Origin of the sequence: Salmonella sp. 2020_1395 (genome assembly GCF_043848115.1) — a bacterium.
Taxonomy (GTDB): Bacteria; Pseudomonadota; Gammaproteobacteria; order Enterobacterales; family Enterobacteriaceae; genus Salmonella; species Salmonella enterica.
Window position 1 is genome coordinate 338,962 of sequence record NZ_JBCMFH010000002.1, and the last position, 22,509, is coordinate 361,470.

Genomic DNA, 22,509 nt, shown 5'->3' on the forward strand with positions numbered 1-22,509 from the left:
CTCTCTTTTCCCGCTCCAGTCGTTACAACCCTCCTCGAATCAATCCCCCCATCCCGCGGCGCTCCATAAACGCCGCCACCTGATGACGCACTTCGGTCGCCATCTGCGCCTCAAGGCTGCGTCTGGCAAGAGTTTGCGCGTCTTCAAAATCGATATGCCGCAGCAGATATTTCACACGCGCTACCGAACGGCCATTCATCGAAAGATGGCGATATCCCAGACCGATAAGAATCGCCACGCACATCGGATCGCCCGCCATCTCGCCGCACAAGCGAAGATCGAGGCCATTTTTTTCGGCTTCCTGCGCAATCATGCTCAGTGCGCGCAGCATAGCCGGATGCAGACTGTCGTAAATACTGGCCACGCGGGTATTGTTGCGATCTACCGCCAGGATATATTGCGTTAAATCGTTGGTGCCGACCGAGATAAAGTCGATCCGGTTAGCCAGATGCGGCAGCATAAATACCATTGATGGCACTTCCAGCATAATGCCGATACGCGGTTTCGGGATCGCATAGCCGATCATCTCCTCGACCTCGCGCCCGGCGCGTTCGATCAGACGCCGCGCTTCATCGACTTCATCAATACTGGTGACCATCGGCAGCAAAATGCTGAGGTTGCCAGTCGCCGCATTGGCGCGCAGCATCGCGCGGACCTGGATCAAAAAGATCTCCGGCTGATCCAGCGTAATGCGGATCCCGCGCCAGCCCAGACACGGGTTCTCCTCGCTGATCGGCATATAGGGCAGTTGCTTATCCGCTCCCACATCCAGGGTCCGCAGCGTCACCGGTTTATCGTTAAACATTTGCAGCATCCCTTGATACTGCGCCACCTGCTCTTCTTCCGAGGGAAACCCGCTTTGCAGCATAAAGGGAATTTCAGTACGGTACAGGCCGATACCGTCGATCCGACTGCCTAACTTTTCCTCATGCTCGGGACTGAGCCCGGCATTCAGCATCACTTTGACTCGCTCGCCGCTTTTCAGTTGGGCGGGAAGATTGACGTCGTCCTCCGCCAGACGACTGAGTTCTATCTCTTCACTAATGAGCCGCTGATATTCCTGAATAAGCACGGGTTCAGGATCGACCAGTAATTCACCGCGATAGCCATCCACCACCAACGTACGGCGATGTAGCACCGAAGGTTGGATATCCGCGCCCATGACGGTCGGGATACCGAGCGCGCGCACCATAATCGCCGCATGCGAGTTTGCCGCGCCGTCGCGCACCACAACGCCCGCCAGCCTGTCCTGCGGCAGCTCCGCCAGGGTGGTCGCCGACAGCTCATCCGCGACCAGAATAAAACGTTCCGGCCAGGCGTTTGGCCCCTGAACTGAATCATCAAGGTGGAATAACAACCGCTGCCCCAGCGTGCGTAAGTCTCCCGCACGTTCTTTGAGGTAGTTATCGGTTAGCGCCGCAAATTGCTCGGCAAATTTTTCGATGATTTTTTTAACGGCCCACTCCGCAACAGCGCCTTTGTCGACCTCGGCGAAGAGTTCGCGACGCAGTCTGGCGTCTGAAAGCAGGTGTGAGTACAGATCGAAAATGGCCGCCGTCTCTTTTTGCGCGCCAGCGGCAAAGCGTTTGCTGTATCGTCGGAACTCGTTCGCCGCCTCTTCCAGCGCGCCGGTCAATCGTTCGCGTTCAAGAGAGGTATCCAGCGTAGACGCTTCGTAAACCTGTTCCATCAGCGGCATGGTCGCGTCTTGCCAGCCCGTTGCGATAGCCACGCCCGGCGCCGCAGGAAGCGCGCGGATTCGCGTCTGCCGGTATTGCCCGAACAGCGCTGTGACCTGCGACTGTGACAGGATAGCCGCCATCTGCGTAGCGAGCGTGACGAGGAAAGACTCTTCGCTTTCATCGTACTGGCGCAATTCGCGCTGCTGTACGACCAGCACGCCGAGAAGTTGGCGACGCTGAATGATCGGCACGCCGAGAAACGCGCGAAAACGCTCCTCTTTTACCGAAGGAATGTATTTAAAGCTGGGATGTTTTTGCGCATCGGCAAGGTTAATGGGTTCCGCCAGTCTGCCCACCAGACCGACGATCCCCTCATCAAACGCAAGCGCAACGGTTCGACCACGCGGTTTTTTCAACCCCCGCGTCGCCATCAGGTAATAACAGCGTCGGTCATGATCGGCCAGGTAAACCGAGCAAACCTCTGTATCCATCGCAAGACAGATATCCGTGACCAGAATATTCAGCGCCTCGTTCAGACGCGGCGCACTGGCCACTTTTTCAACTATTTCGCGCAGGCGAGTGAGCATAATTTGCGTGGCTTAACCTCTTTTACGTCGATAAGCAGGCGCGCTTTGTAGCTTAGGGGGATTATCCTGAAGCGCCATGACAACACTTGCAAACTCTTTCATTACCCTGCGGTAGACATCGCGTTTAAATGACACCACTTGTCGAACCGGATACCAGTAACTTACCCAGCGCCAGCCGTCAAACTCCGGCGTACTGCTGGTTTGCATATTGATTTCGGCGTCGGCGCTCATTAACTGCAAAAGAAACCACTTTTGTTTCTGGCCGATACATACCGGCTTTGTGTCCCAACGCACCAAACGTTTTGGTAACTTGTAACGCAACCAGTTGCGAGTAGAAGCAAGGATCCGCACATCTTTACGGCTTAACCCAACTTCTTCAAACAGTTCCCGGTACATCGCCTGTTCTGCCGACTCCCCTGGATTTATCCCGCCCTGCGGGAACTGCCAGGAGTGCTGACCAAATCGCCGGGCCCACATCACCTGCCCCTGACGATTACAAATTACGATACCTACATTTGGGCGGTAGCCATCGTCATCAATCACCGGACTACCTCAACATAAACCTTATATATGAACGATTGTTTCATACTCCAGTGAGGCGGTAAACCACTCTGTAATAGTGACACAGCCTAATAACAATTGAATAACTCACAGTAAATAGCCGAGTTATAAACAGATGATGACGCCCTTGCGCCATTTTATTCACCTTTTCTGTGGATATAGTTGTGAAGAAGTATGGAATTACCACGGGAAAACCCAGAACAGTCTGAATTCCTCATGCTGAAAACAGTAAAAATAGTGCCTTATATTCATTGTGTTATAGACAAATCTTACATGCCACCTTCATAAAGCGTGACCAGCATCACATCTAAGATCCTTATGCTGATGAAAGATCAACCAGCGTCGGTTTTATCCACAGATTGTGCCAATAACTTACGCACTATTTGTCTGAATTTTCGATTTTCGTCGCACGTCAAGGCTGTAAATGGAAACAGTAGTGGTGGTTTTACACAGTTATCCCAACTTTCTGTGGATAACATAGTGTAAGATCCTGTTTATTGTCAGTGACCAGAATTGGAAAACCCGCTTCAGCGTTGCGCAACACGAAGAAACAACACAAAAAAGGCAATAAAAATCAGTCTATTGAATATAAGACACAGAAAAAGATAAACTCTGCCCATACGGTATAAAATCACTGCTCATTTTTTGACCTAAGGTAATTGTCATGTCCGCTCTTTGTCCGCTACTGACTCCGCCTGCTTCGGAAGCATTGCTGTTAGCCCAGGCGCGGCAGCTTTCCGGCTATACGTTAGGCGAGCTGGCGGCGATGGCCGGCATTACCACGCCTAAAGATTTGAAGCGAGACAAAGGCTGGATCGGCGTCTTGCTGGAGATCTGGCTCGGCGCCAGCGCCGGGAGCAAGCCGGAGCAGGATTTCGCCGCGTTAGGCGTAGAACTGAAAACCATCCCGGTGGATAGTCTGGGTCGTCCTCTGGAAACAACCTTTGTTTGCGTGGCGCCGTTAACCGGTAACAGCGGCGTGACCTGGGAGACAAGTCACGTACGGCATAAATTGAAGCGCGTGCTATGGGTGCCGGTCGAAGGCGATCGCAGCATACCGTTAGCCGAACGCCGCGTAGGTTCGCCGCTACTCTGGAGTCCGAGTGAAGAAGAGGACAGGCAGCTACGCCTCGACTGGGAAGAGCTGATGGACATGATAGTGCTGGGCCAGGTGGAACGCATTACCGCCCGCCATGGCGAAGTCTTGCAACTGCGACCCAAAGCCGCCAATGCCAGGGCGCTCACCGAGGCTATCGGCGCGCGCGGGGAACCTATTTTGACGCTACCGCGTGGATTTTATCTGAAAAAAAATTTTACGCAGGCGCTGCTGGCTCGCCATTTTTTATTGCAGAATCCGTAACGTCCATTACACGCAAATGCGCCTCCGCTATGGCTACGCATCGGGCCGATGCCGGATAAACGTAAGCGTATTGTCGCCGCTATTTTACACCGTTCCTGGTTGCGCAAATTCAGCCTGGGCTTTCGCCCGTCACTCGACGGGCCTATAATTACCGCTTCTTTTTTTGGCAGGACTTTGTTCGATGTTATTTGCATGGATAACCGATCCTAATGCCTGGCTGGCGCTCGGTACGCTGACGCTGCTGGAGATTGTACTTGGGATCGACAACATTATTTTTCTTTCTCTGGTGGTAGCAAAACTTCCTACGGCGCAACGGAACCACGCACGGCGGCTTGGGTTGGCGGCGGCGATGGTCATGCGCCTGGCGCTGCTGGCGTCAATCGCCTGGGTCACTCGTCTGACTAATCCGCTGTTTGAGCTTTTCGGCGAAGCGATTTCCGCTCGCGATCTCATTCTGTTACTGGGCGGGTTATTTTTAATCTGGAAAGCCAGCAAGGAGATCCATGAGTCCATCGAAGGCGAAGAAGAAGGGTTAAAAACCCGGGTTTCTTCTTTCCTGGGCGCAATAGTGCAGATTATGCTGCTGGATATTATTTTCAGCCTTGATTCAGTTATCACAGCGGTTGGCCTCTCCGATCATCTGTTTATTATGATGGCGGCAGTCGTTATTGCCGTGGGCGTCATGATGTTTGCGGCACGGCCCATCGGCGAGTTTGTTGATCGTCATCCGTCGGTAAAAATGCTGGCGCTCTCCTTTCTGATCCTGGTTGGCTTTACCCTGATTCTGGAAAGTTTCGACGTTCACGTTCCGAAAGGGTATATCTATTTCGCCATGTTCTTCTCTATCGCAGTAGAGAGCCTGAACCTGTTGCGTAATAAAAAGAATCCGCTGTAATCCTGTCTCGCTCCCCCGCCGGGGAGCGAATACTCACTTTATTTCCTTTCTTCTCACAGATTAAGATTTTGCTGCTTCCGACATGCAGAGCTGCGCGTTATTACTAGACTATTATCAGACATATGATTAACAGACTATTATCAGATGCAGGCTACGTGAGGACAAACGGATGAAAAAGTGGGCAGTTGTAATTTCCGCAGTAGGGTTGGCTTTTGCGGTATCCGGATGCAGCAGCGATTATGTAATGGCGACGAAAGATGGTCGTATGATCCTGACCGATGGAAAACCGCAAGTTGACGATGATACCGGTCTGGTCAGCTATACCGATGCACAGGGAAACGAGATGCAAATCAACCGTGACGAAGTGTCTCAAATCATCGAACGTTAAGCGGTGGCCTGTGATCGAGGTCAGCGTTCTGCAAGCCTTCAGGCTGCGTCCCGTAACGGTGCGTGGCGACCACGCCCGGTAACAATTACGCCGTGCAGCCTGCAATTTTACTTTCCCTTTTGCCTTCCCTCTGCCATTTTTATTGTCCTTTGTCGGGAATTTCTGACTTCATAATAAAAAGGAAACGGCTATGCACTATCACCGTATACCCCACAGCTCGCTCGAAGTAAGTACGCTAGGGCTGGGCACAATGACATTTGGTGAACAAAACAGCGAAGCCGACGCTCACGCACAGCTCGACTATGCCATCGCAAATGGCATTAACCTTATCGACGCCGCCGAGATGTATCCGGTACCTCCGCGCCCGGAAACACAAGGGCTGACGGAATCCTATATCGGTAACTGGCTCGCCAAACGCGGCAACCGTGAAAAACTGATCATCGCCAGCAAAGTTAGCGGACCGGCACGTAATAATGATCAAGGCATCCGGCCTCATCAGGCGCTGGATCGTAAAAATATTCGCGAAGCGCTACACGACAGTTTGACCCGATTGCAGACCGATTATCTGGATTTGTATCAGGTGCACTGGCCGCAGCGTCCCACTAACTGCTTCGGTAAACTCGGCTATAACTGGACGGATTCCACACCAGTAGTAAGTCTGCTGGAGACGTTAGACGCGCTAAGTGAGTTTCAGCGAGCGGGTAAGATTCGTTATATTGGCGTTTCAAATGAGACAGCGTTTGGCGTTATGCGCTATCTGCATCTGGCGGAAAAACATGACCTGCCGCGTATTGTCACGATCCAGAACCCCTATAGCCTGTTAAACCGCAGTTACGAGGTCGGGCTGGCGGAAGTCAGCCAGTATGAAGGTGTTGAATTGCTCGCCTACTCCTGTCTGGCGTTTGGCACATTAACCGGTAAATACCTGAACGGGGCCAAACCCGCAGGCGCGCGGAATACCTTGTTCAGCCGCTTCACACGTTACAGCGGCGAACAGGCGCAAAAAGCCGTTGCCGCCTACGTCGATATCGCGAAGCGTCACAATCTTGATCCGGCGCAGATGGCGCTGGCCTTTGTTCGCCGCCAGCCGTTTGTCGCCAGTACGTTACTGGGCGCAACCACGATGGCGCAGCTCAAGACGAATGTGGAAAGTCTGCATCTGACGTTAAGCGAAGAGGTTCTGGCGGAGATTGAGGCGGCGCATCAGGTTTATACCTATCCGGCGCCGTGATGGTCAGTGCCCGGTGGCGCTACGCTTCCGGGCTTACAGAGACAATGTAAGCCGGATAACGCGCGCTCGCCGCCCGGCATATTCACTCAGTATGATGCCTGCCGGCGCTGCCAGATCCACAGCGCCGCGATCGCCAGCGCGAACAGCACGCCAAAGCCGATACCTATCGCCACTGCCGGAACGCCAACCAGCACCGCGAGCGAGTACAGTCCCAGCATTAATAGCATGGCGCTATTCTCGCCCAGATTTTGTACGGCAATGGCATTCCCGGCGCCAACGCTCTTCTTACCGCGCTCCTGGAGCAAAGCGTTGAGCGGCACCACAAAAAAGCCGCCCAGCATACCTATCAACAGCAACAAGGCATAAGCAGGCAGCAATGCGTGCTGTAATGAGAAGATTGCAACCACAACGCCAATCAAAATCCCGGCGGGCATACAGCGCGATACGGTCTCCAGCGTCACCAGTTTTGCCGCCGCACCCGCGCCGACCACAATGCCTACCGCCACCATGGCGTTCAGGTAAGTTGGCGTGGCGTTATCCGTAATGCCCAGCGCCACCGGCACCCACAGCACCAGCAGAAAACGCAGCGTCACGCCTGCGCCCCAGAATAGCCCGGTCCCCACCAGCGAAAAACGCGTTTCACCGTTACGCCAAAGGACAACGCAAGCGCTGAAGAAGCTACGCGTCATCGCCGACAACCGCCAGGATTGTCCTGGACGCGCCGCCACAAGCTTCGGGATAAACAGGTTCGCCGCCACTGCGCCAGCGTAGGCCAACGCGCAGGCAACCAGCGCAGCGATGACATGCCAGTCGGCCAGTACGCCGCCCGCGACGGAACCGAGCAAAATCGCCGCAATCGTAGAGGCTTCCATCAGGCCATTGGCTTTCACCAGCTTATCGCCCGTCGTCAGTTCGCCCAGAATACCGTATTTCGCCGGAGAATAAGCCGCCGCGCCAATCCCGACCAACGTATAACCGACAAAAGGATTTACGCCGAGGCAGATACCTGCCGCTCCCGCCAGTTTAAGACCATTGGCGACCATCATCACCCGGCCTTTGGCAAAGCTGTCCGCTATCTGGCCGACAAACGGCGCAAAAAGAATGTAAGCGCCCACAAACACCATTTGCAAAACAGGCTGGCTCCAGTCCGGGTAAAACTGGGCTTTCAGCAGCGCCAGCGTCGCAAACAGCAGCGCATTATCGCCAAAAGCCGAGAGAAACTGCGCGACAATCACCGACAGCATCCCTTTCGACCAGATGGAGGTGTTAGTACGTACTGACTCACTCATGATGTTGTTCCGGCGCATCCACCCAACTTTTCAGCGTCACAAAATCGGGTTTCCCGCTGCCAAGCAAGGGAAGCTGTTTCAGATAACGGATATCACGCGGGACGGCAAGTTCCGGAATACCGTGTTCACGGGCATAGTGCTGTAACTTTTCTCGGGTGAGTTCGCTGTCAGTCGTAAACAGTACCAGCGCTTCACCTTTGCTGGCATCGCTTTTAATGGCGGTAGCGTGCATTTTGTCCGCCGAAACGCCAAGCGCCAGTTGCTCGACCATCTCCAGCGAGACCATTTCGCCAGCAATTTTCGCAAAGCGTTTCGCGCGCCCCTGAATCTGCACAAAACCATTTTCATCGAAGCGTACAATGTCGCCCGTGTCGTACCAGCCGCGCTCGGTTTCGCCTCTGGCGTTTTCCGCTGACGGCACCTCCAGCACGCCCGGTTTTTCCACGCGCAGATAGCCATTCATGATATTCGGCCCTTTCAGCTGTAGCCGACCGCCGTTTTCAATACCGGGCACCGCCAGCAGACGCGCGTCCATGCCAGGCAGAATGCGGCCAACAGTGCCCGGCTTAGCCGCCATCGGCACGTTAATCGAGACTACTGGCGCGCATTCCGTTACCCCGTAGCCCTCAAGAATGCGCAGACCGAATTTATCCTGCCACAGTTGTTTGGTGCTCTCCTGAAGTTTTTCCGCACCGGCCACCACATAGCGCAGGCGATAAAAATCATACGGATTGGCAAAGCGCGCATAGTTGCCGAGGAAGGTTGACGTACCAAACAACACGGTACAGTTACGGTCATAGACCAGTTCCGGCACAATGCGGTAGTGCAGCGGACTTGGATAAAGAAACACTTCCGCGCCGGTCAACAACGGCGTAAACAGGCCCACCGTCAAACCGAACGAGTGAAAGAGCGGCAGCGCCGACATAAAACGGTCATTGGCGGTGAAATCCGCAATCGTTTTTATCTGCTCGACGTTCGCCAGAATGCTTTTATGGCTGTGCACCACCCCTTTCGGGTGCCCTTCCGAGCCGGAGGTAAAAAGAATGATCGCCGCGTCTTCCGGCTGCTGTTTTACCTGCGCCAGTCGCGGCGCCAGGAGGTGGGCAAAAATCCACAGCTTGTCGGCGGGTGTGACGTCCGCTTTTAAATCTTCCAGGTAAACCCAGCGAACCTGCGTTAGCTGCTCCGGCAGGTGCCACAATTTACCTTTATCGAGGAACTGGCGGGAGGTAAAAATCGTTTTAATTTCCGCCGCGGTAATCGCGCTGGTCAGCCCTTTTACCCCCGCTGTGTAGTTCATCATGGCCGGAATGCGGCGACGAGAAACCGCGCCGAAAATCACCGCCGCGCTGATGGCGGCATTCGGCAGCATTAAACCGATTTTCTCGCCCTTAACGCTGTACTTTTCCAGAATCCGGCCAACAAAAAGCGTCTTGGTCAGTAACTTACGATACGTATCCGGCGTAAAGTTAATGTCCTCAATACAGTTTTTACCCGCGCCGTAACGATATTGCGCCGCCAGCAACGATTCGTATAACGTCTCGCGCGGGCGCACCGCCATACGCGCTTCCATCATGATCTGGTGCAGCATCTCACCCGCTATTTTACGCCTGTCGCGCGCGCGCGGCGCTTCCGGCATCGGTATTTGCGTCGGCGGTAAAATATGAAGCTGAATGCGGGGGAATAAGCGCCGTTTAACCAGACCTTTCAGGCGGCTGAAAGGGGTAAGCTCCGCGCCGTCAATGCGGAGCGGAATGACGGTTGCGCCCGATTTTGCCGCCACAAAGCCTGCGCCGTCATAAATTTTCATCAGCGAGCCGGTCACGGAAATCCGCCCTTCCGGGAAAATCACCACTGGATGCCCCTGCTCCACCAGACGCACCAGGTGTTTAATGGACATGGGTTTAGTGGGATCGAGCGGTACAAAATCGATCAGCGGCGTTAACCAGCGCATATACCATTGCTGGCTGATGGAGGTATATACCGCAAAGACAGGCCGTACCGGCAAAAACAGCGCCAGTAGCATACCATCGATAAATGAAACGTGATTGGGGGTAATTAAGACCCGGTTCCCCTGTAGCGCCCGGACATCGCCAGTGACGCGCACACGATAAAGCACGCGAAACAGGTTACGGAAAAATCCAAACAGCATTTCAACTCCCTTTGGCCGACAATTCGCTAAAACATGAATTGTGGCAGATTACACGAGTTGCGTAACAGGAGCGATAGCAAAATAGGTTCGAAAAAAAACCTGCGCATCCGCGCAGGTTGGTGCAAGAGACAGGTACGAAGAGCGTACCGAATAATCTCACCAATCAATACCTCTGGGATCTTGATTGTGGGCTTCGCGCGTCTGCATCGCCAGTCCGAAAACGCAAAGGAATAAACGGAAATGCAACGAGTTGTGTAAATTATCCGTTACTGTTACAGGTTCAGGCGAAACAAAAAAAAACCTGCGCATCTCTACGCAGGTTGGTGTAATTCGTGTGATCAACAATGACGTTGATTCCACCTATCAATACCTCTGGGATCACCACTCTATCAACCTGACTCGCTGGCCTGCCAGCAGACAATCGCAACAGCGCTTCGCAAACTGTAACGAAAGATTTGTATTGTCACTTTACAGACGCATTTCTCCCGTGCAGGTCACATTTGCCCGACACGGCGGGGCAAGAGGCTTGAACAGACGTTCATTTTCCGTAAAACTGGCGTAATGTAAGCGTTTACCCACTATAGGTATTATCATGGCGACCATAAAAGATGTAGCCCGACTGGCCGGTGTTTCAGTCGCCACCGTTTCTCGCGTTATTAACGATTCGCCAAAAGCCAGCGAAGCGTCCCGGCTGGCGGTGACCAGCGCAATGGAGTCCCTGAGCTATCACCCTAACGCCAACGCGCGCGCGCTGGCACAGCAGGCAACGGAAACCCTCGGTCTGGTGGTCGGCGACGTTTCCGATCCTTTTTTCGGCGCGATGGTGAAAGCCGTTGAACAGGTGGCGTATCACACCGGCAATTTTTTACTGATTGGCAACGGGTATCATAACGAACAAAAAGAGCGTCAGGCTATTGAACAGTTGATTCGTCATCGTTGCGCAGCGTTAGTGGTGCACGCCAAAATGATTCCGGATGCGGACCTGGCCTCATTAATGAAGCAAATCCCCGGCATGGTGCTGATTAACCGCATTTTACCGGGGTTAGAACACCGCTGTGTCGCGCTGGATGACCGTTACGGGGCATGGCTGGCGACCCGGCATCTGATCCAGCAAGGTCATACGCGTATTGGGTATATCTGTTCCAATCACACTATCTCTGATGCCGAAGATCGCCTGAGGGGCTATTACGATGCGCTGGCGGAAAGCCATATCCCGGCTAACGATCGGCTGGTGACGTTCGGCGAACCGGATGAAAGCGGCGGCGAGCAGGCGATGACTGAGTTATTAGGTCGCGGCAGAAATTTTACCGCAGTGGCCTGCTATAACGACTCGATGGCGGCTGGCGCGATGGGAGTATTAAATGATAATGGCGTGGGGGTGCCGGGCGAAGTATCGCTCATCGGTTTTGATGATGTACTGGTCTCACGCTATGTGCGTCCCCGACTGACCACCATTCGGTATCCGATCGTCACCATGGCGACACAGGCGGCGGAACTGGCGTTAGCGCTGGCAGGGAAATGCCCTACGCCGGAAGTGACCCATGTATTTAGTCCGACACTGGTACGCCGACATTCGGTATCCACGCCGACGGATACCGGGCACCTGTCGACAACCGATTAATCAGGGTAGCATGATGGCGACAATGCTGGATGTTTCCCGCCATGCGGGCGTATCAAAGGCCACCGTCTCACGAGTGCTGAATGGGACGGGGCAGGTAAAAGAAAGCACGCGCCAGAAAGTGTTTACGGCGATGCAGGCTCTGGACTATCGCCCCAACCTGCTGGCACGCTCGCTGGCGAATCGCACCAGCAACAGCATCGGTCTGGTCGTCTCTACGTTTGACGGCTTCTATTTTGGCAGTTTGTTGCGCCGGGCGTCGCGCCAGGCGGAGTTTCATAACAAGCAGTTGATCGTCACCGATGGTCACGATACGCCGGAACGAGAGCAGAAAGCCGTACAAATGTTGGCCGACAGACAGTGCGACGCTATTATTCTTTACACTCGCTATATGGATGAGCCGGCGATTTTGTCGTTGATTGACGCCACGGAAATGCCGCTGGTGATTATTAATCGCAACGTCACTCAGGCCCGCGATCGCGCTATTTTCTTCGAGCAGGAGACGGCGGCATTCCAGGCGGTGGAATACCTGATTACGCAGGGCCATCGCGATATCGCCTGTATTACGCTGCCTGTTCATACTCCCACCGGCACATCACGCGTAGCGGGTTATCGCAAGGCGCTGGAAAAATATGGCATCCCCTGGCAACCGGCAAAAGTGAAATACGGCGATTACACGCTGACGCGCGGCTATGACGCCTGCCGGGAATTACTGGAGGAAGGCGTCACGTTTAGCGCGCTATTCGCCTGTAATGATGACACGGCGCTGGGCGCGGCAAAAGCGCTGCGCCAGGCCGGATTACGCATCCCGCAGGATGTGTCGCTGTTTGGTTTTGACGATGCGCCGGGCGCAACCTGGCTTGAACCGGGGCTTTCAACAGTCTATTTACCCATCGAGGATATGATAGCCACCGCGATCGATCAGGCTGTTCGTCTGGCGAACAGCGAGCCGGTCGCCCCGATCCCGCCCTTTACCGGCACGCTGATTCTGCGCGAGTCCGTCGCCGCGGGCCCGTTTTTTCAACGTCCGGCCTAATGATGCGCTTCAGAGCATCTCCAGCGCTAACAGCTCTTCAATGGTCTGACGACGGCGGATCAGCCGCGCCTGTCCATTGTCAAACAGCACTTCCGGCAGGAGCGGGCGGCTGTTGTAATTCGATGACATAGACGCGCCGTACGCGCCGGTATCGTGCAATACGAGGTAATCGCCGGGGATGACCGCAGGTAAGGCGCGTGTTTCAACCATTCCCCCTTCCTGCTGCGTAAAAACATCGCCTGATTCGCATAGCGGCCCGGCGACCACCGTCTCGACCCACGGGCCATTTTCAAGCGCGCGACCATCCGCCGCCAGCGCCGAAATACGGTGATAGCTACCGTACATCGCCGGGCGCATCAGATCGTTAAAACCCGCATCTACCAGCACGAAATGGCGGCTTCCCATCTGTTTTACGCTACGCACCTGCGTTACCAGCACGCCCGATTGCGCCACCAGAAAACGTCCGGGTTCGATCTCAAGTTTGACCGCATGTCCCAGATGGCGGGCGATTTGCTCGCGCGCTGCGTTCCACAGGCCATAGTAATGGCGCGTATCAACGGGCTCTTCTCCCTCACGATAAGGTATCGAGAGTCCGCCGCCTGCCGAAATCGCCTCCACATCCTGACCACATTCCAGCACCTGGCGTACCATCGCGCCGCAAACCTGCTCCAGATGGCCATAATCGACGCCGGAACCAATGTGCATATGGATACCGACAAGTTTCAGTCGGTATTTCTGCATTACCGCCAGCGCCGCCGGAAGATCGCTATGCCAGATGCCGTGTTTGCTGTTTTCGCCCCCGGTGTTGGTTTTCTGGCTGTGGCCGTGACCAAAGCCAGGATTCACGCGCAACCAGACGCGATGCCCAGGCGAAACCTGACCAAGCTGCGTCAGCATATCTACCGAGCCGGCATTGACCGGAATATGCAGTTCACTGACGCGCGCCAGCGTGGCGGCGTCAATCACATCGGCGGTAAAAACGATATCATCAGGGCACGTTTGCGGATCGTAGCCCGCCGCCAGCGCACGTTCGATCTCCCCCAATGAAACAGAATCCACCTTGACACCCTGCGCGCGCATTAAGCGCAGGATATGAATGTTCGAACAGGCTTTTTGCGCAAAACGCACGACGTCAAACTGCTGCAGGGCGGCTATCTGACGGCGAATAATGTGCGCGTCATAGACCCAGACCGGACAGCCGAATTCAGCAGGCAATCTGAGCAAATTTTCAGCGTTAAGGTCAGTTTCAGCGTGATAATGCGGCAATGACATAACAAACTCCGGAACAGGCTTTTTAACGATTACGCCATACCTTAGAAAGAATAAAAAATATCGTTTTATTGTCAGTCTATGCAAAAATGATATGGGATAAATGATTCAGGGAAACGTATGGCTGCCGTAAATTTACGTCACATTGAAATTTTTCACGCCGTAATGACCGCCGGAAATCTCACCGAAGCGGCGCGGCTGCTGCATACCTCGCAGCCTACCGTCAGCCGCGAGCTGGCGCGTTTTGAGAAAGTGCTGGGATTAACGCTGTTTGAGCGCACACGCGGGCGCTTACATCCGACGGTGCAAGGGCTACGCCTGTTCGAAGAGGTACAACGCTCCTGGTATGGGTTGGATCGCATCGTCAGCGCGGCGGAAAGTCTGCGCGAGTTCCGTCAGGGCGAACTCTCTATCGCCTGCCTGCCGGTCTTTTCACAATCCTTTTTGCCGCCGCTACTACCGCCTTTTCTGGCGCGTTATCCGGATGTCAGCCTGAATATTGTGCCGCAGGAGTCGCCGTTGCTGGAAGAGTGGCTCTCCGCTCAGCGCCACGACTTAGGGCTGACGGAGACGCTTCATGCCCCGGCAGGAACAACCCGTACCGAGTTACTAACGCTAAATGAAGTGTGCGTACTGCCCTGCGACCATCCGCTTGCCGCCAAAACGGTACTGACGCCAGACGATTTTCAGGGGGAAAACTTTATCAGCCTCTCCCGCCTGGACAGCTATCGACAGTTGTTGGATACGTTATTTGCCGAACATCAGGTGAAGCGCAGAATGGTGGTGGAAACGCATAGCGCGGCCTCCGTCTGCGCGATGGTGCGCGCCGGGGCGGGCGTTTCGATCGTTAACCCGCTGACCGCGCTGGACTATGCCGCCAGCGGCGTCACCGTTCGCCGCTTCAGCATTGACGTGCCCTTTACCGTCAGCCTGATTCGCCCGCTACACCGCCCCGCCTCCGCGCTGGTTGACGCCTTCAGTAAGCATTTACAAACGCATCTTTCGCGCCTGGTCGAACCGCTGGAGGTTATTCTGGGGCCGATGACGAAAGCATAAAGCTCACGGCATCTGCGGCATGAATTGCCGTGGTATCGAAAACCGGTAGCGCGCTTTGCGTCTGGGGAACAAGCAAACCTATTTCAGTGCAGCCAAAAATAACGCCCTGCGCGCCTTGCGCAGCCAGTTGTTCGATAACCTGTAAATAATAGTGGCGCGACGCGTCAGTGAATGTCCCCTGGCAGAGCTCGTCAAAAATGACCTGATTGATACGCGCCCGATCGTCCGCCTCCGGCACGATGGTCTCAATCGCAAATTGCTGTTCCAGCCGCCCGCGATAAAAATCCTGCTCCATCGTATAGCGGGTCCCTAATAGCGCCACGCGATGCAACCCCTGACGGGCGATAGCTCGCCCGGTAGCATCCGCGATGTGTAGGAAAGGCAGAGAACAACGAGATTCAATAACGTGCGCGATTTTATGCATGGTGTTGGTACACAGCACAATGCCTTCTGCGCCCGCCTGCTGTAACCCCTGGGCGGCCTGCGCCAGGATATCGCCCGCTTTATCCCACTCGCCGCGGCGTTGACATACTTCAATATCGTGGAAATCTACGCTATGCAGCAGTAAGCTCGCCGAGTGCAGGCCTCCCAGCTGCTGTTTAATGCCTTCATTGATTAAACGGTAATAAGGGATAGTCGATTCCCAGCTCATACCACCCAACAGTCCGATCGTTTTCACTGCGCTCTCCTTTTTGTAAAGCATTATGGCAGTGAAGCAAACTTACACATCCGTTTCCAGTCTATTTTTCATCATGCCGGATAACAGGCGTTATCCGGCATGGGAGGGGGGATTACACGCCAATATTTCTTAGCTTCTCGCCCGCCATTAGCTTGCGTTCGATATGCTCCAGGGTGACATTTTTGGTTTCCGGAATCAGCCAGAAAGTGATACCGATAAAAGCGATATTCAGCGCGGTGTAAAGCCAGAATGTACCTGCCGCGCCAATGCTGTCCAACAGTGTCAGGAATGTCGCGCCGATGATCATGTTCGATACCCAGTTTGTTGTGGTTGAACAGGTAATGCCAAAATCACGGCATTTCAGCGGCTGGATTTCCGAACACAGTATCCACACCACCGGAGCGGCGCTCATCGCGTAACCGGCGATACACATCATCGTCATCCCAACGGAAAGCCAGGAGAGACCGCTTGATGCCGTACCGTTATCAAACTGCATCAGGCAGTAGCCCAACACCAATGTCCCTAACGCCATTACGCTGAAACCGATTTTTAACGCCGGTTTACGCCCGGCCTTATCGACCGTAAAGACGGCGATAAACGTCGCGAACATAAAGGTCAGTCCGACCACCAGCGTAGCGATCATTTGCTGTTCCGTGGTGGTAAAGCCGGCCATTTTAAAAATGCGCGGCGCATAGTACATAATGATGTTCATGCCGGTGAACTGCTGCATTGCCTGTAGCAGCATACCGAGGAACACGGCGCGGCGAACATTGCGGTTAGCTTTAAATAATGCCCACCCTCCCTGCTTGAGTTTGAGGCTTTCCCGAATCTCATTCAGTTCATCACGGGCTTTTTCCGAGGTATCGCGCAGCATACGCAGCACCTCTTCCGCTTCAATATGGCGACCTTTTTGCGCCAGCCAACGCGGACTATTCGGCAGGAATACCACGAGAATAATGAGCAACACCGCAGGCAGCGCCAGCACGCCCAACATCGCGCGCCAGTTGCCGCTGTAGCTGAATGCCGTATCGGATAAAAAAGCCAGCACAATGCCTAACGTCACCATCAGTTGATACATACTGATCATTTTGCCGCGAACATTTTCACTTGCCATTTCAGAGAGATAAAGCGGCGCGGTATAGGAGGCAATCCCTACTGCTACGCCCAGTATCACGCGGGCGCCAATCAATACTTCCACGCTGGAAGCAAACGCCGACCCCAGCGAGCCGAGCACGAACAAAATCGCGCCGGCCATCAGGCTATACTTACGCCCCAGCCGGAATGAAAGCCAGCCGTTAAATAATGCGCCAATTGCCGCGCCAAGCATCATGCTGCTGACGACCCATTCCTGCAGCCGGCTGGTCAGTACGAAATGGTCGGTAATAAAAGGCAGCGCCCCGGCGATAACGCCGATATCCAGACCAAATAACAGTCCCGCTACCGCTGCAGAAACCGAAACAAACATATTCATACGTCGTGTGTCGCGAAGCGAACGCGGCGTTAAAGCAGAGTCATGATTAATAGAGACCATATTTTCCTGCCACAACAGAGTAAGACATAGCCTGAAAGTACGGGATACTCTTCCTCAAGTGTCAGGCTGGAAACGGCATAAATATGGATTAAATGGCTACGCTATAGCGATATGTGATGGATATTACACTTTTTAAATTTAACGCCGTTGCCGGGTATTTTTTTAAACCACCAATATTTCAATGAATTAAACCATTGATCATAGCTATTATTTAACAATATATGGATTAAGTTAAACCCACAATATGGACTATGCTAATGAGATCATAAAAAAACCCTGTACGAGGACAGGGCTTTATCAGTTTTTTCGGCCAAAGCGTCGATTTTTCCAGAAACGCATTTGTCAGTAGCGGATTAACGCGCCAGCCAACCGCCATCTACCGCTATGGTATAGCCGTTAACATAATCAGCGGCGCTGGATGCCAGGAAGACTACCGGCCCCATTAAATCGCCCGGTAGCCCCCAACGTCCAGCCGGAATACGGTCGAGAATTTCGGCGCTACGTTGTGCATCAGCGCGCAATTGCTGGGTATTATTCGTGGACATATAGCCCGGCGCGATGGCGTTCACATTGATATTGTGTTTCGCCCACTCGTTCGCCATCAGACGCGTTATTCCCATTACGCCGCTTTTCGACGCGGTATAAGACGGAACGCGAATGCCGCCCTGGAAGGAGAGCATAGACGCGATATTAATAATTTTGCCGCCGTTGCCCTGGGCAATAAAATGTTTTGCCGCCGCCTGAGACATAAAGAACACGCTCTTGATGTTCAGGTTCATGACGTCATCCCAGTCTTTTTCCGTGAAATCAATCGCATCTTCACGACGGATCAAACCCGCGTTATTCACCAGAATATCAATATGACCGTATTCCGCCACCGCCCGTTCCAGTAATGCCGGAATACCATCGATTTGACGCAGATCGGCTGTCAGGCTTAAAAAACGACGTCCCAGAGCGGTGACGCGCGCAATAGTTTCCGTCGGTTCAACAATGTTAATACCGACAATGTCACAGCCCGCTTCCGCCAGCCCTAACGCCATCCCCTGCCCCAATCCGGTATCGCACCCCGTCACAACCGCGACTTTACCTTCAAGAGAAAATGCATTCAAAATCATTGTTAATCCTTATTTTTGTCATGCCTGTCACGCACAGGCGTTATCACCGGTCGCGACTAGCGCAGATCTTGTACCGCAACGTGATCCATGTCATCGAAGACCTGATTTTCCCCTACCATGCCCCAAATAAACGTATAGGCTTTGGTGCCAACGCCGGAATGTATTGACCAGCTTGGGGAAATAACCGCCTGTTCATTACGCATCACAATATGACGGGTTTCCTGAGGCTGCCCCATCATATGGAAAACGCAACTGTCCTCTTCCATATTGAAATAGAGGTACACTTCCATACGGCGCTCATGGGTATGGCATGGCATGGTGTTCCATAGATTGCCGGGCGCCAGTTCGGTGAGTCCCATACTGAGCTGACAGGTTTCCAGTACATCCGGTACGAAGTATTTATTGATGGTGCGACGGTTACTGGTGAGGTTATCGCCTAAGGTGACGGGCGCAACGTCGGCAGGCGACACTTTTTTCGTCGGATAAGCGGTATGCGCTGGCGCGCAGTTGTAATAAAACTTCGCCGGTCTGCTCGCCTCATTGCTGACGAAGACCAGCTCTTTCGCCCCTTTACCAATATACAGAGCATCACGATGACCAATGTCATGGCGCTGCCCGTCAACGATAATGGCGCCCGCGCCGCCAATATTAATGACGCCCAGCTCGCGGCGGTCCAGTAACCGGGAAACGCCAAGCTGTTTACCCACCTCTCCGCCGATTTCAACGGGATGGCTGACGGGCATAATGCCGCCGACAATAATACGGTCGATATGGCTGTAGACCATCGTATATTCATCAGCGACAAAAATATTTTCTATTAAAAACTCGCGTCGCAGCGCCTGGGTGTCCAGCGTTTTAGCGTGCTCGCTATGGATGCTTTGCCTTACGTCCACTTTTTCCTCCAATGATAAATCGATCGCAATGGCATAAAATCAAAACACTGTTTTGATTTATTTAACGGCATCATAGTCGCCTGGATAAAGGTTTTCAACAATAAATAAAACAACGTTTCATTTATATGGTTGGTTATTTTTAAAACTGCTGTAGCGATCACGAACGGCGCTAAAACTTACGCACTTGTCTGATTTTCAGACATGTGCGCCAGATGCTGTATGCGGTTACTCAGATAAAAATTGGAGCTTGTTTTAGAACGAGGTCTGATGTGCGAATTGAATTAAAAGCGGTATGCGTCTGCAATGCCCGACGCGGCAAGAAGTTCTGCGCTATAACGAAAAAGGGGGGTCTGTCACTGGCTTTGCCCTCGTGATAGAGGGCTTTTTATAACGGAATACTGAAGCAGAAAAAGGATGGCTGGCGTAGGATCAGTCGCGTTCAATGGTTAAAGCAACGCCCTGGCCGCCACCGATACACAGCGTCGCCAGACCTTTTCGCGCGTCGCGTTTAACCATTTCGTGCACCAGTGAAACCAGAATTCGACAACCGGAAGCGCCAATAGGATGCCCCAGCGCAATCGCGCCGCCATTAACGTTTACCCGTCGCTCATCCCATTCCAGCATTTTTCCTACCGACAACGCCTGGGCGGCAAACGCTTCGTTGGCTTCGATAAGGTCGACCTCCGTCAGTTGCCAGCCGGCACGCTCCAGACAGCGCCGGGTAGCATATACCGGCGCAATCCCCATTAGCGCAGGATCGACGCCGACGCTGGCAAACGCGCGGATGCGCGCCAGCACCGGCAGCCCCAGCGCCTGGGCTTTCGCCTCGCTCATCATCATCACCGCGGCGGCGCCATCGTTGATTGAGGAGGCATTACCCGCCGTCACCGAACCTAAACTATCAAACGCCGGATGCAGCAGGGCTAACCCCTCCGCACTGGCGTCGGCCCGCGGTTGTTCATCCGTATCGACAATTGCGGTCTGCCCATTACGTTGCGTGACGATGGGGACAATCTCATCTTTAAAACGCCCGGTATCAATCGCGGCCCTGGCTTTTTGCTGCGAACTGAGCGCATAAGCATCCTGTAACTCGCGGCTGATGCCATATTCCCGCGCCAGGTTTTCTGCCGTCACGCCAATGTGATAATCGTTGAAGGCATCCCATAAGCCATCATGTACCAGACTATCCACCAGATTGTCGGCATCAGGCAACGCGCCGGTACGGCTGTCATTGAGGACATGCGGCGCACGGCTCATATTCTCCTGCCCGCCCGCGATAACAATGTCCGCTTCGCCGCACTGAATAGCCTGCGTCGCCAGGTGCAACGCTTTTAAACCGGAACCACAAACGTCATTAATGGTAATGGCGGAAACGGTAGTCGGCAGCCCTCCTTTGATGGCTGACTGGCGCGCCGGATTCTGCCCGGCGCCAGCCGTCAGTACCTGACCGAGGATGACCTCATCGATAGCGTTAGCGTCCACGCCGGTGCGCTCAATTAACGCTTTTACGACCATGCTCCCCAGCTCGACGGCGGAATGACGGGCCAGCGTTCCCTGAAAACAGCCGATGGGTGTCCGTAAAGCCCCCACTATCACAACCTCTTTCATTACCACCTCAGCGCAAAATGACAACGCCATAGTAGAGCATTGTTAAAATTAGTTATCTTGATTGTTTAAAAAAAGTGAGTTTTATCACAAAGGAAATGACGCTGATTTGACGGTGACGCAGCTTATTTCTGCTGCAAATGGTAGCGAAGCCAGTTCCCTGCCGTTCCGGGCGGCGTCTTCTTGTTCCACAGCAAATCAATAGCAATCGCCCTCGGCCAGCCAGGAACTTCCAGCTGGGCCAGCGGTTTTTCCGCCGCAAACTCTTCCACCAGCGCGCAGGGCAATACGCACCAGCCAAATCCCTGAACCGCCATGCTCAACAGTAATAAATAGTTTGGCGCTGACCAGGCCGGGCCGCGCGTAATGTTGGCGTTAGAGTCAAGGTAGGTATTCAGACGCAGCTCGCGCCAGGTATGCAGTTGCTCCCATTGCAGGTTCGTCTGCGACGCCAACGGATGCGTGGTCGCCACATAAACCCCCATCCAGCTTTGAACAGGCAGACGCGTCGCGCCAATGTTTGTGGGATAGTCATCACGCGCTTCAATCAGGCCTATCTGGGCGCGCCCTTTTTGCAACAGGTCGATGACATCATCATTTTCTCCGATCAAGCATTCAAACTCGGTATGCGGAAATTGACGATCAAACTGCGCCATTAACTCTTCCAGACTGTCAGGGTGCAGGGTATCAGAGAGGACGAACGTGAGTCTTGCCTCCGTCTCGCCGGATAACGTCAGCGCCACCTCATCCAAACGATCGCTCGCCGATAAAATAGCCTGAACATAGCTAAGCACCCGTTTTCCTTCTTCGGTCAGAACGGGCTGGCGCGAAGATCGATCAAATAATGAAAATCCCAGATCCGCCTCCAGATGCGCAATGGCGGTACTAATGGTGGACTGGCTTTTACGCAGGCGGCGCGCCGCCGCAGAAAACGAACCGCAAGAGACGGTCTCAACAAATGCCATTAACGCTTCAGGTGAGTAACGCATAACCTATCTACTTTATCGATGGATATTATCTTTTAGGTATCACATTAAACGATAAAATAGCGGAAATTTCTTTAGCTTGATTAAGAGTAAGGTTTTTTCGTTTATGCAACATGACGCCATACAACGTCGCTCGCTGCCGGAGCGTATTTTCCATGCTGTCTGTTTTGAAGGTATTGCGACTGCGATACTGGCGCCAACGACCGCCTGGCTAATGCAGCGCTCGGTGCTGGAGATGGGCGGCCTGACGATATTGCTGGCAACGACGGCCATGATCTGGAATATCATTTATAACGCTCTGTTTGATCGACTGTGGCCTGCGCATCAGGTGAGACGAACCGCCAAAGTGCGCGCACTCCATGCGTTAGGATTTGAAAGTGGGTTTATTGTCATTGGCGTGAGTATTGTCGCCTGGGTACTGAATGTCAGCCTGCTACAAGCATTCACCCTGGAAATTGGTTTCTTCCTGTTCTTTTTGCCGTACACGATGCTGTACAACTGGGCATACGATGTTTTACGCCAGCGAATAGTGACCCGCCGCCAACAGCGCGTTAGTGCATGATATTGCTCTTTTTT

Annotated in this window: 19 protein-coding genes; 8 read left to right on the top strand and 11 right to left on the bottom strand. The window is 53.6% G+C overall.

Annotated elements, in window-relative coordinates; genetic code table 11:
- Positions 1 to 22: 22 nt before the first annotated feature.
- The gene (gene ptsP, locus ACH0WD_RS04205; RefSeq protein ID WP_000957888.1) at positions 23 to 2,269 is read right to left on the bottom strand and encodes a phosphoenolpyruvate--protein phosphotransferase; all 2,247 of its coding nucleotides are present in this window, start codon (positions 2,267 to 2,269) and stop codon (positions 23 to 25) included.
- 12 nt (positions 2,270 to 2,281) lie between these two features.
- The gene (rppH, locus tag ACH0WD_RS04210) at positions 2,282 to 2,812 is read right to left on the bottom strand and encodes an RNA pyrophosphohydrolase (RefSeq protein WP_000564481.1); all 531 of its coding nucleotides are present in this window, start codon (positions 2,810 to 2,812) and stop codon (positions 2,282 to 2,284) included.
- 682 nt (positions 2,813 to 3,494) lie between these two features.
- Here rppH and mutH point away from each other — a divergent pair.
- The 4 genes from mutH to ACH0WD_RS04230 all read left to right on the top strand — a co-directional run bounded on the left by mutH (position 3,495) and on the right by ACH0WD_RS04230 (position 6,704).
- Positions 3,495 to 4,190, top strand: coding sequence for a DNA mismatch repair endonuclease MutH (mutH, locus tag ACH0WD_RS04215; protein ID WP_001274930.1), 696 nt, complete (start codon positions 3,495 to 3,497; stop codon positions 4,188 to 4,190).
- 181 nt (positions 4,191 to 4,371) lie between these two features.
- A complete protein-coding gene (locus tag ACH0WD_RS04220; RefSeq protein WP_000895635.1) occupies positions 4,372 to 5,085 on the top strand; it encodes a TerC family protein in 714 nt (237 codons plus the stop codon).
- Positions 5,086 to 5,254: 169 nt separating this feature from the next.
- Complete coding sequence (locus ACH0WD_RS04225; RefSeq protein ID WP_000758662.1) at positions 5,255 to 5,473, top strand: YgdI/YgdR family lipoprotein; 219 nt, start codon at positions 5,255 to 5,257, stop codon at positions 5,471 to 5,473.
- A gap of 190 nt (positions 5,474 to 5,663) precedes the next feature.
- Positions 5,664 to 6,704 carry an NADP(H)-dependent aldo-keto reductase gene (locus ACH0WD_RS04230; RefSeq protein ID WP_000558960.1) on the top strand — a complete coding sequence of 347 codons (1,041 nt, stop codon included), beginning with the start codon at positions 5,664 to 5,666 and terminating at the stop codon, positions 6,702 to 6,704.
- A gap of 86 nt (positions 6,705 to 6,790) precedes the next feature.
- On the opposite strand, the gene lplT is transcribed toward ACH0WD_RS04230, so the two are convergent.
- Positions 6,791 to 7,993, bottom strand: a complete 1,203-nt coding sequence (gene lplT, locus ACH0WD_RS04235; RefSeq protein ID WP_000004686.1) for a lysophospholipid transporter LplT — start codon at positions 7,991 to 7,993, stop codon at positions 6,791 to 6,793.
- Complete coding sequence (gene aas, locus ACH0WD_RS04240; RefSeq protein WP_006683743.1) at positions 7,986 to 10,145, bottom strand: bifunctional acyl-ACP--phospholipid O-acyltransferase/long-chain-fatty-acid--ACP ligase; 2,160 nt, start codon at positions 10,143 to 10,145, stop codon at positions 7,986 to 7,988. Before aas ends, lplT begins: the two co-directional genes overlap by 8 nt.
- 592 nt (positions 10,146 to 10,737) lie before the next feature.
- Between aas and galR the strand changes: the two genes are divergently transcribed.
- A complete protein-coding gene (gene galR / locus ACH0WD_RS04245) occupies positions 10,738 to 11,766 on the top strand; it encodes an HTH-type transcriptional regulator GalR (RefSeq protein ID WP_000201030.1) in 1,029 nt (342 codons plus the stop codon).
- 10 nt (positions 11,767 to 11,776) lie between these two features.
- A complete protein-coding gene (locus ACH0WD_RS04250) occupies positions 11,777 to 12,799 on the top strand; it encodes a LacI family DNA-binding transcriptional regulator (protein ID WP_000968338.1) in 1,023 nt (340 codons plus the stop codon).
- A 9-nt stretch (positions 12,800 to 12,808) separates the two neighbouring features.
- On the opposite strand, the gene lysA is transcribed toward ACH0WD_RS04250, so the two are convergent.
- Complete coding sequence (lysA, locus tag ACH0WD_RS04255) at positions 12,809 to 14,071, bottom strand: diaminopimelate decarboxylase (RefSeq protein ID WP_000056587.1); 1,263 nt, start codon at positions 14,069 to 14,071, stop codon at positions 12,809 to 12,811.
- Positions 14,072 to 14,188: 117 nt separating this feature from the next.
- Here lysA and ACH0WD_RS04260 point away from each other — a divergent pair, with 117 nt between their 5' ends.
- Positions 14,189 to 15,124, top strand: a complete 936-nt coding sequence (locus ACH0WD_RS04260; RefSeq protein ID WP_000741798.1) for a LysR family transcriptional regulator — start codon at positions 14,189 to 14,191, stop codon at positions 15,122 to 15,124.
- Here the strand turns inward: ACH0WD_RS04260 and ACH0WD_RS04265 are convergent.
- The 6 genes from ACH0WD_RS04265 to ACH0WD_RS04290 form a co-directional block, all read right to left on the bottom strand.
- Complete coding sequence (locus tag ACH0WD_RS04265) at positions 15,096 to 15,803, bottom strand: aspartate/glutamate racemase (RefSeq protein WP_000848633.1); 708 nt, start codon at positions 15,801 to 15,803, stop codon at positions 15,096 to 15,098. The genes ACH0WD_RS04260 and ACH0WD_RS04265 overlap by 29 nt on opposite strands.
- Positions 15,804 to 15,915: 112 nt before the next feature.
- Positions 15,916 to 17,334, bottom strand: a complete 1,419-nt coding sequence (araE, locus tag ACH0WD_RS04270; RefSeq protein ID WP_000253650.1) for an arabinose-proton symporter AraE — start codon at positions 17,332 to 17,334, stop codon at positions 15,916 to 15,918.
- A 353-nt stretch (positions 17,335 to 17,687) separates the two neighbouring features.
- Positions 17,688 to 18,449: a 2-dehydro-3-deoxy-D-gluconate 5-dehydrogenase KduD gene (gene kduD, locus ACH0WD_RS04275; protein ID WP_000602491.1), complete on the bottom strand. Its 762-nt coding sequence runs from the start codon at positions 18,447 to 18,449 to the stop codon at positions 17,688 to 17,690.
- A 56-nt stretch (positions 18,450 to 18,505) separates the two neighbouring features.
- Positions 18,506 to 19,342, bottom strand: a complete 837-nt coding sequence (gene kduI / locus ACH0WD_RS04280) for a 5-dehydro-4-deoxy-D-glucuronate isomerase (RefSeq protein WP_000383270.1) — start codon at positions 19,340 to 19,342, stop codon at positions 18,506 to 18,508.
- Positions 19,343 to 19,771: 429 nt separating this feature from the next.
- The gene (locus tag ACH0WD_RS04285; protein WP_000665980.1) at positions 19,772 to 20,950 is read right to left on the bottom strand and encodes an acetyl-CoA C-acetyltransferase; all 1,179 of its coding nucleotides are present in this window, start codon (positions 20,948 to 20,950) and stop codon (positions 19,772 to 19,774) included.
- Between the two features lie 122 nt (positions 20,951 to 21,072).
- The gene (locus tag ACH0WD_RS04290; RefSeq protein WP_001270778.1) at positions 21,073 to 21,936 is read right to left on the bottom strand and encodes a LysR family transcriptional regulator; all 864 of its coding nucleotides are present in this window, start codon (positions 21,934 to 21,936) and stop codon (positions 21,073 to 21,075) included.
- Positions 21,937 to 22,039: 103 nt separating this feature from the next.
- Between ACH0WD_RS04290 and ACH0WD_RS04295 the strand changes: the two genes are divergently transcribed.
- Positions 22,040 to 22,495 (top strand): multidrug/biocide efflux PACE transporter, encoded by a 456-nt coding sequence (locus ACH0WD_RS04295; RefSeq protein ID WP_001519547.1) that lies wholly within the window; start codon positions 22,040 to 22,042, stop codon positions 22,493 to 22,495.
- Positions 22,496 to 22,509: the final 14 nt, after the last annotated feature.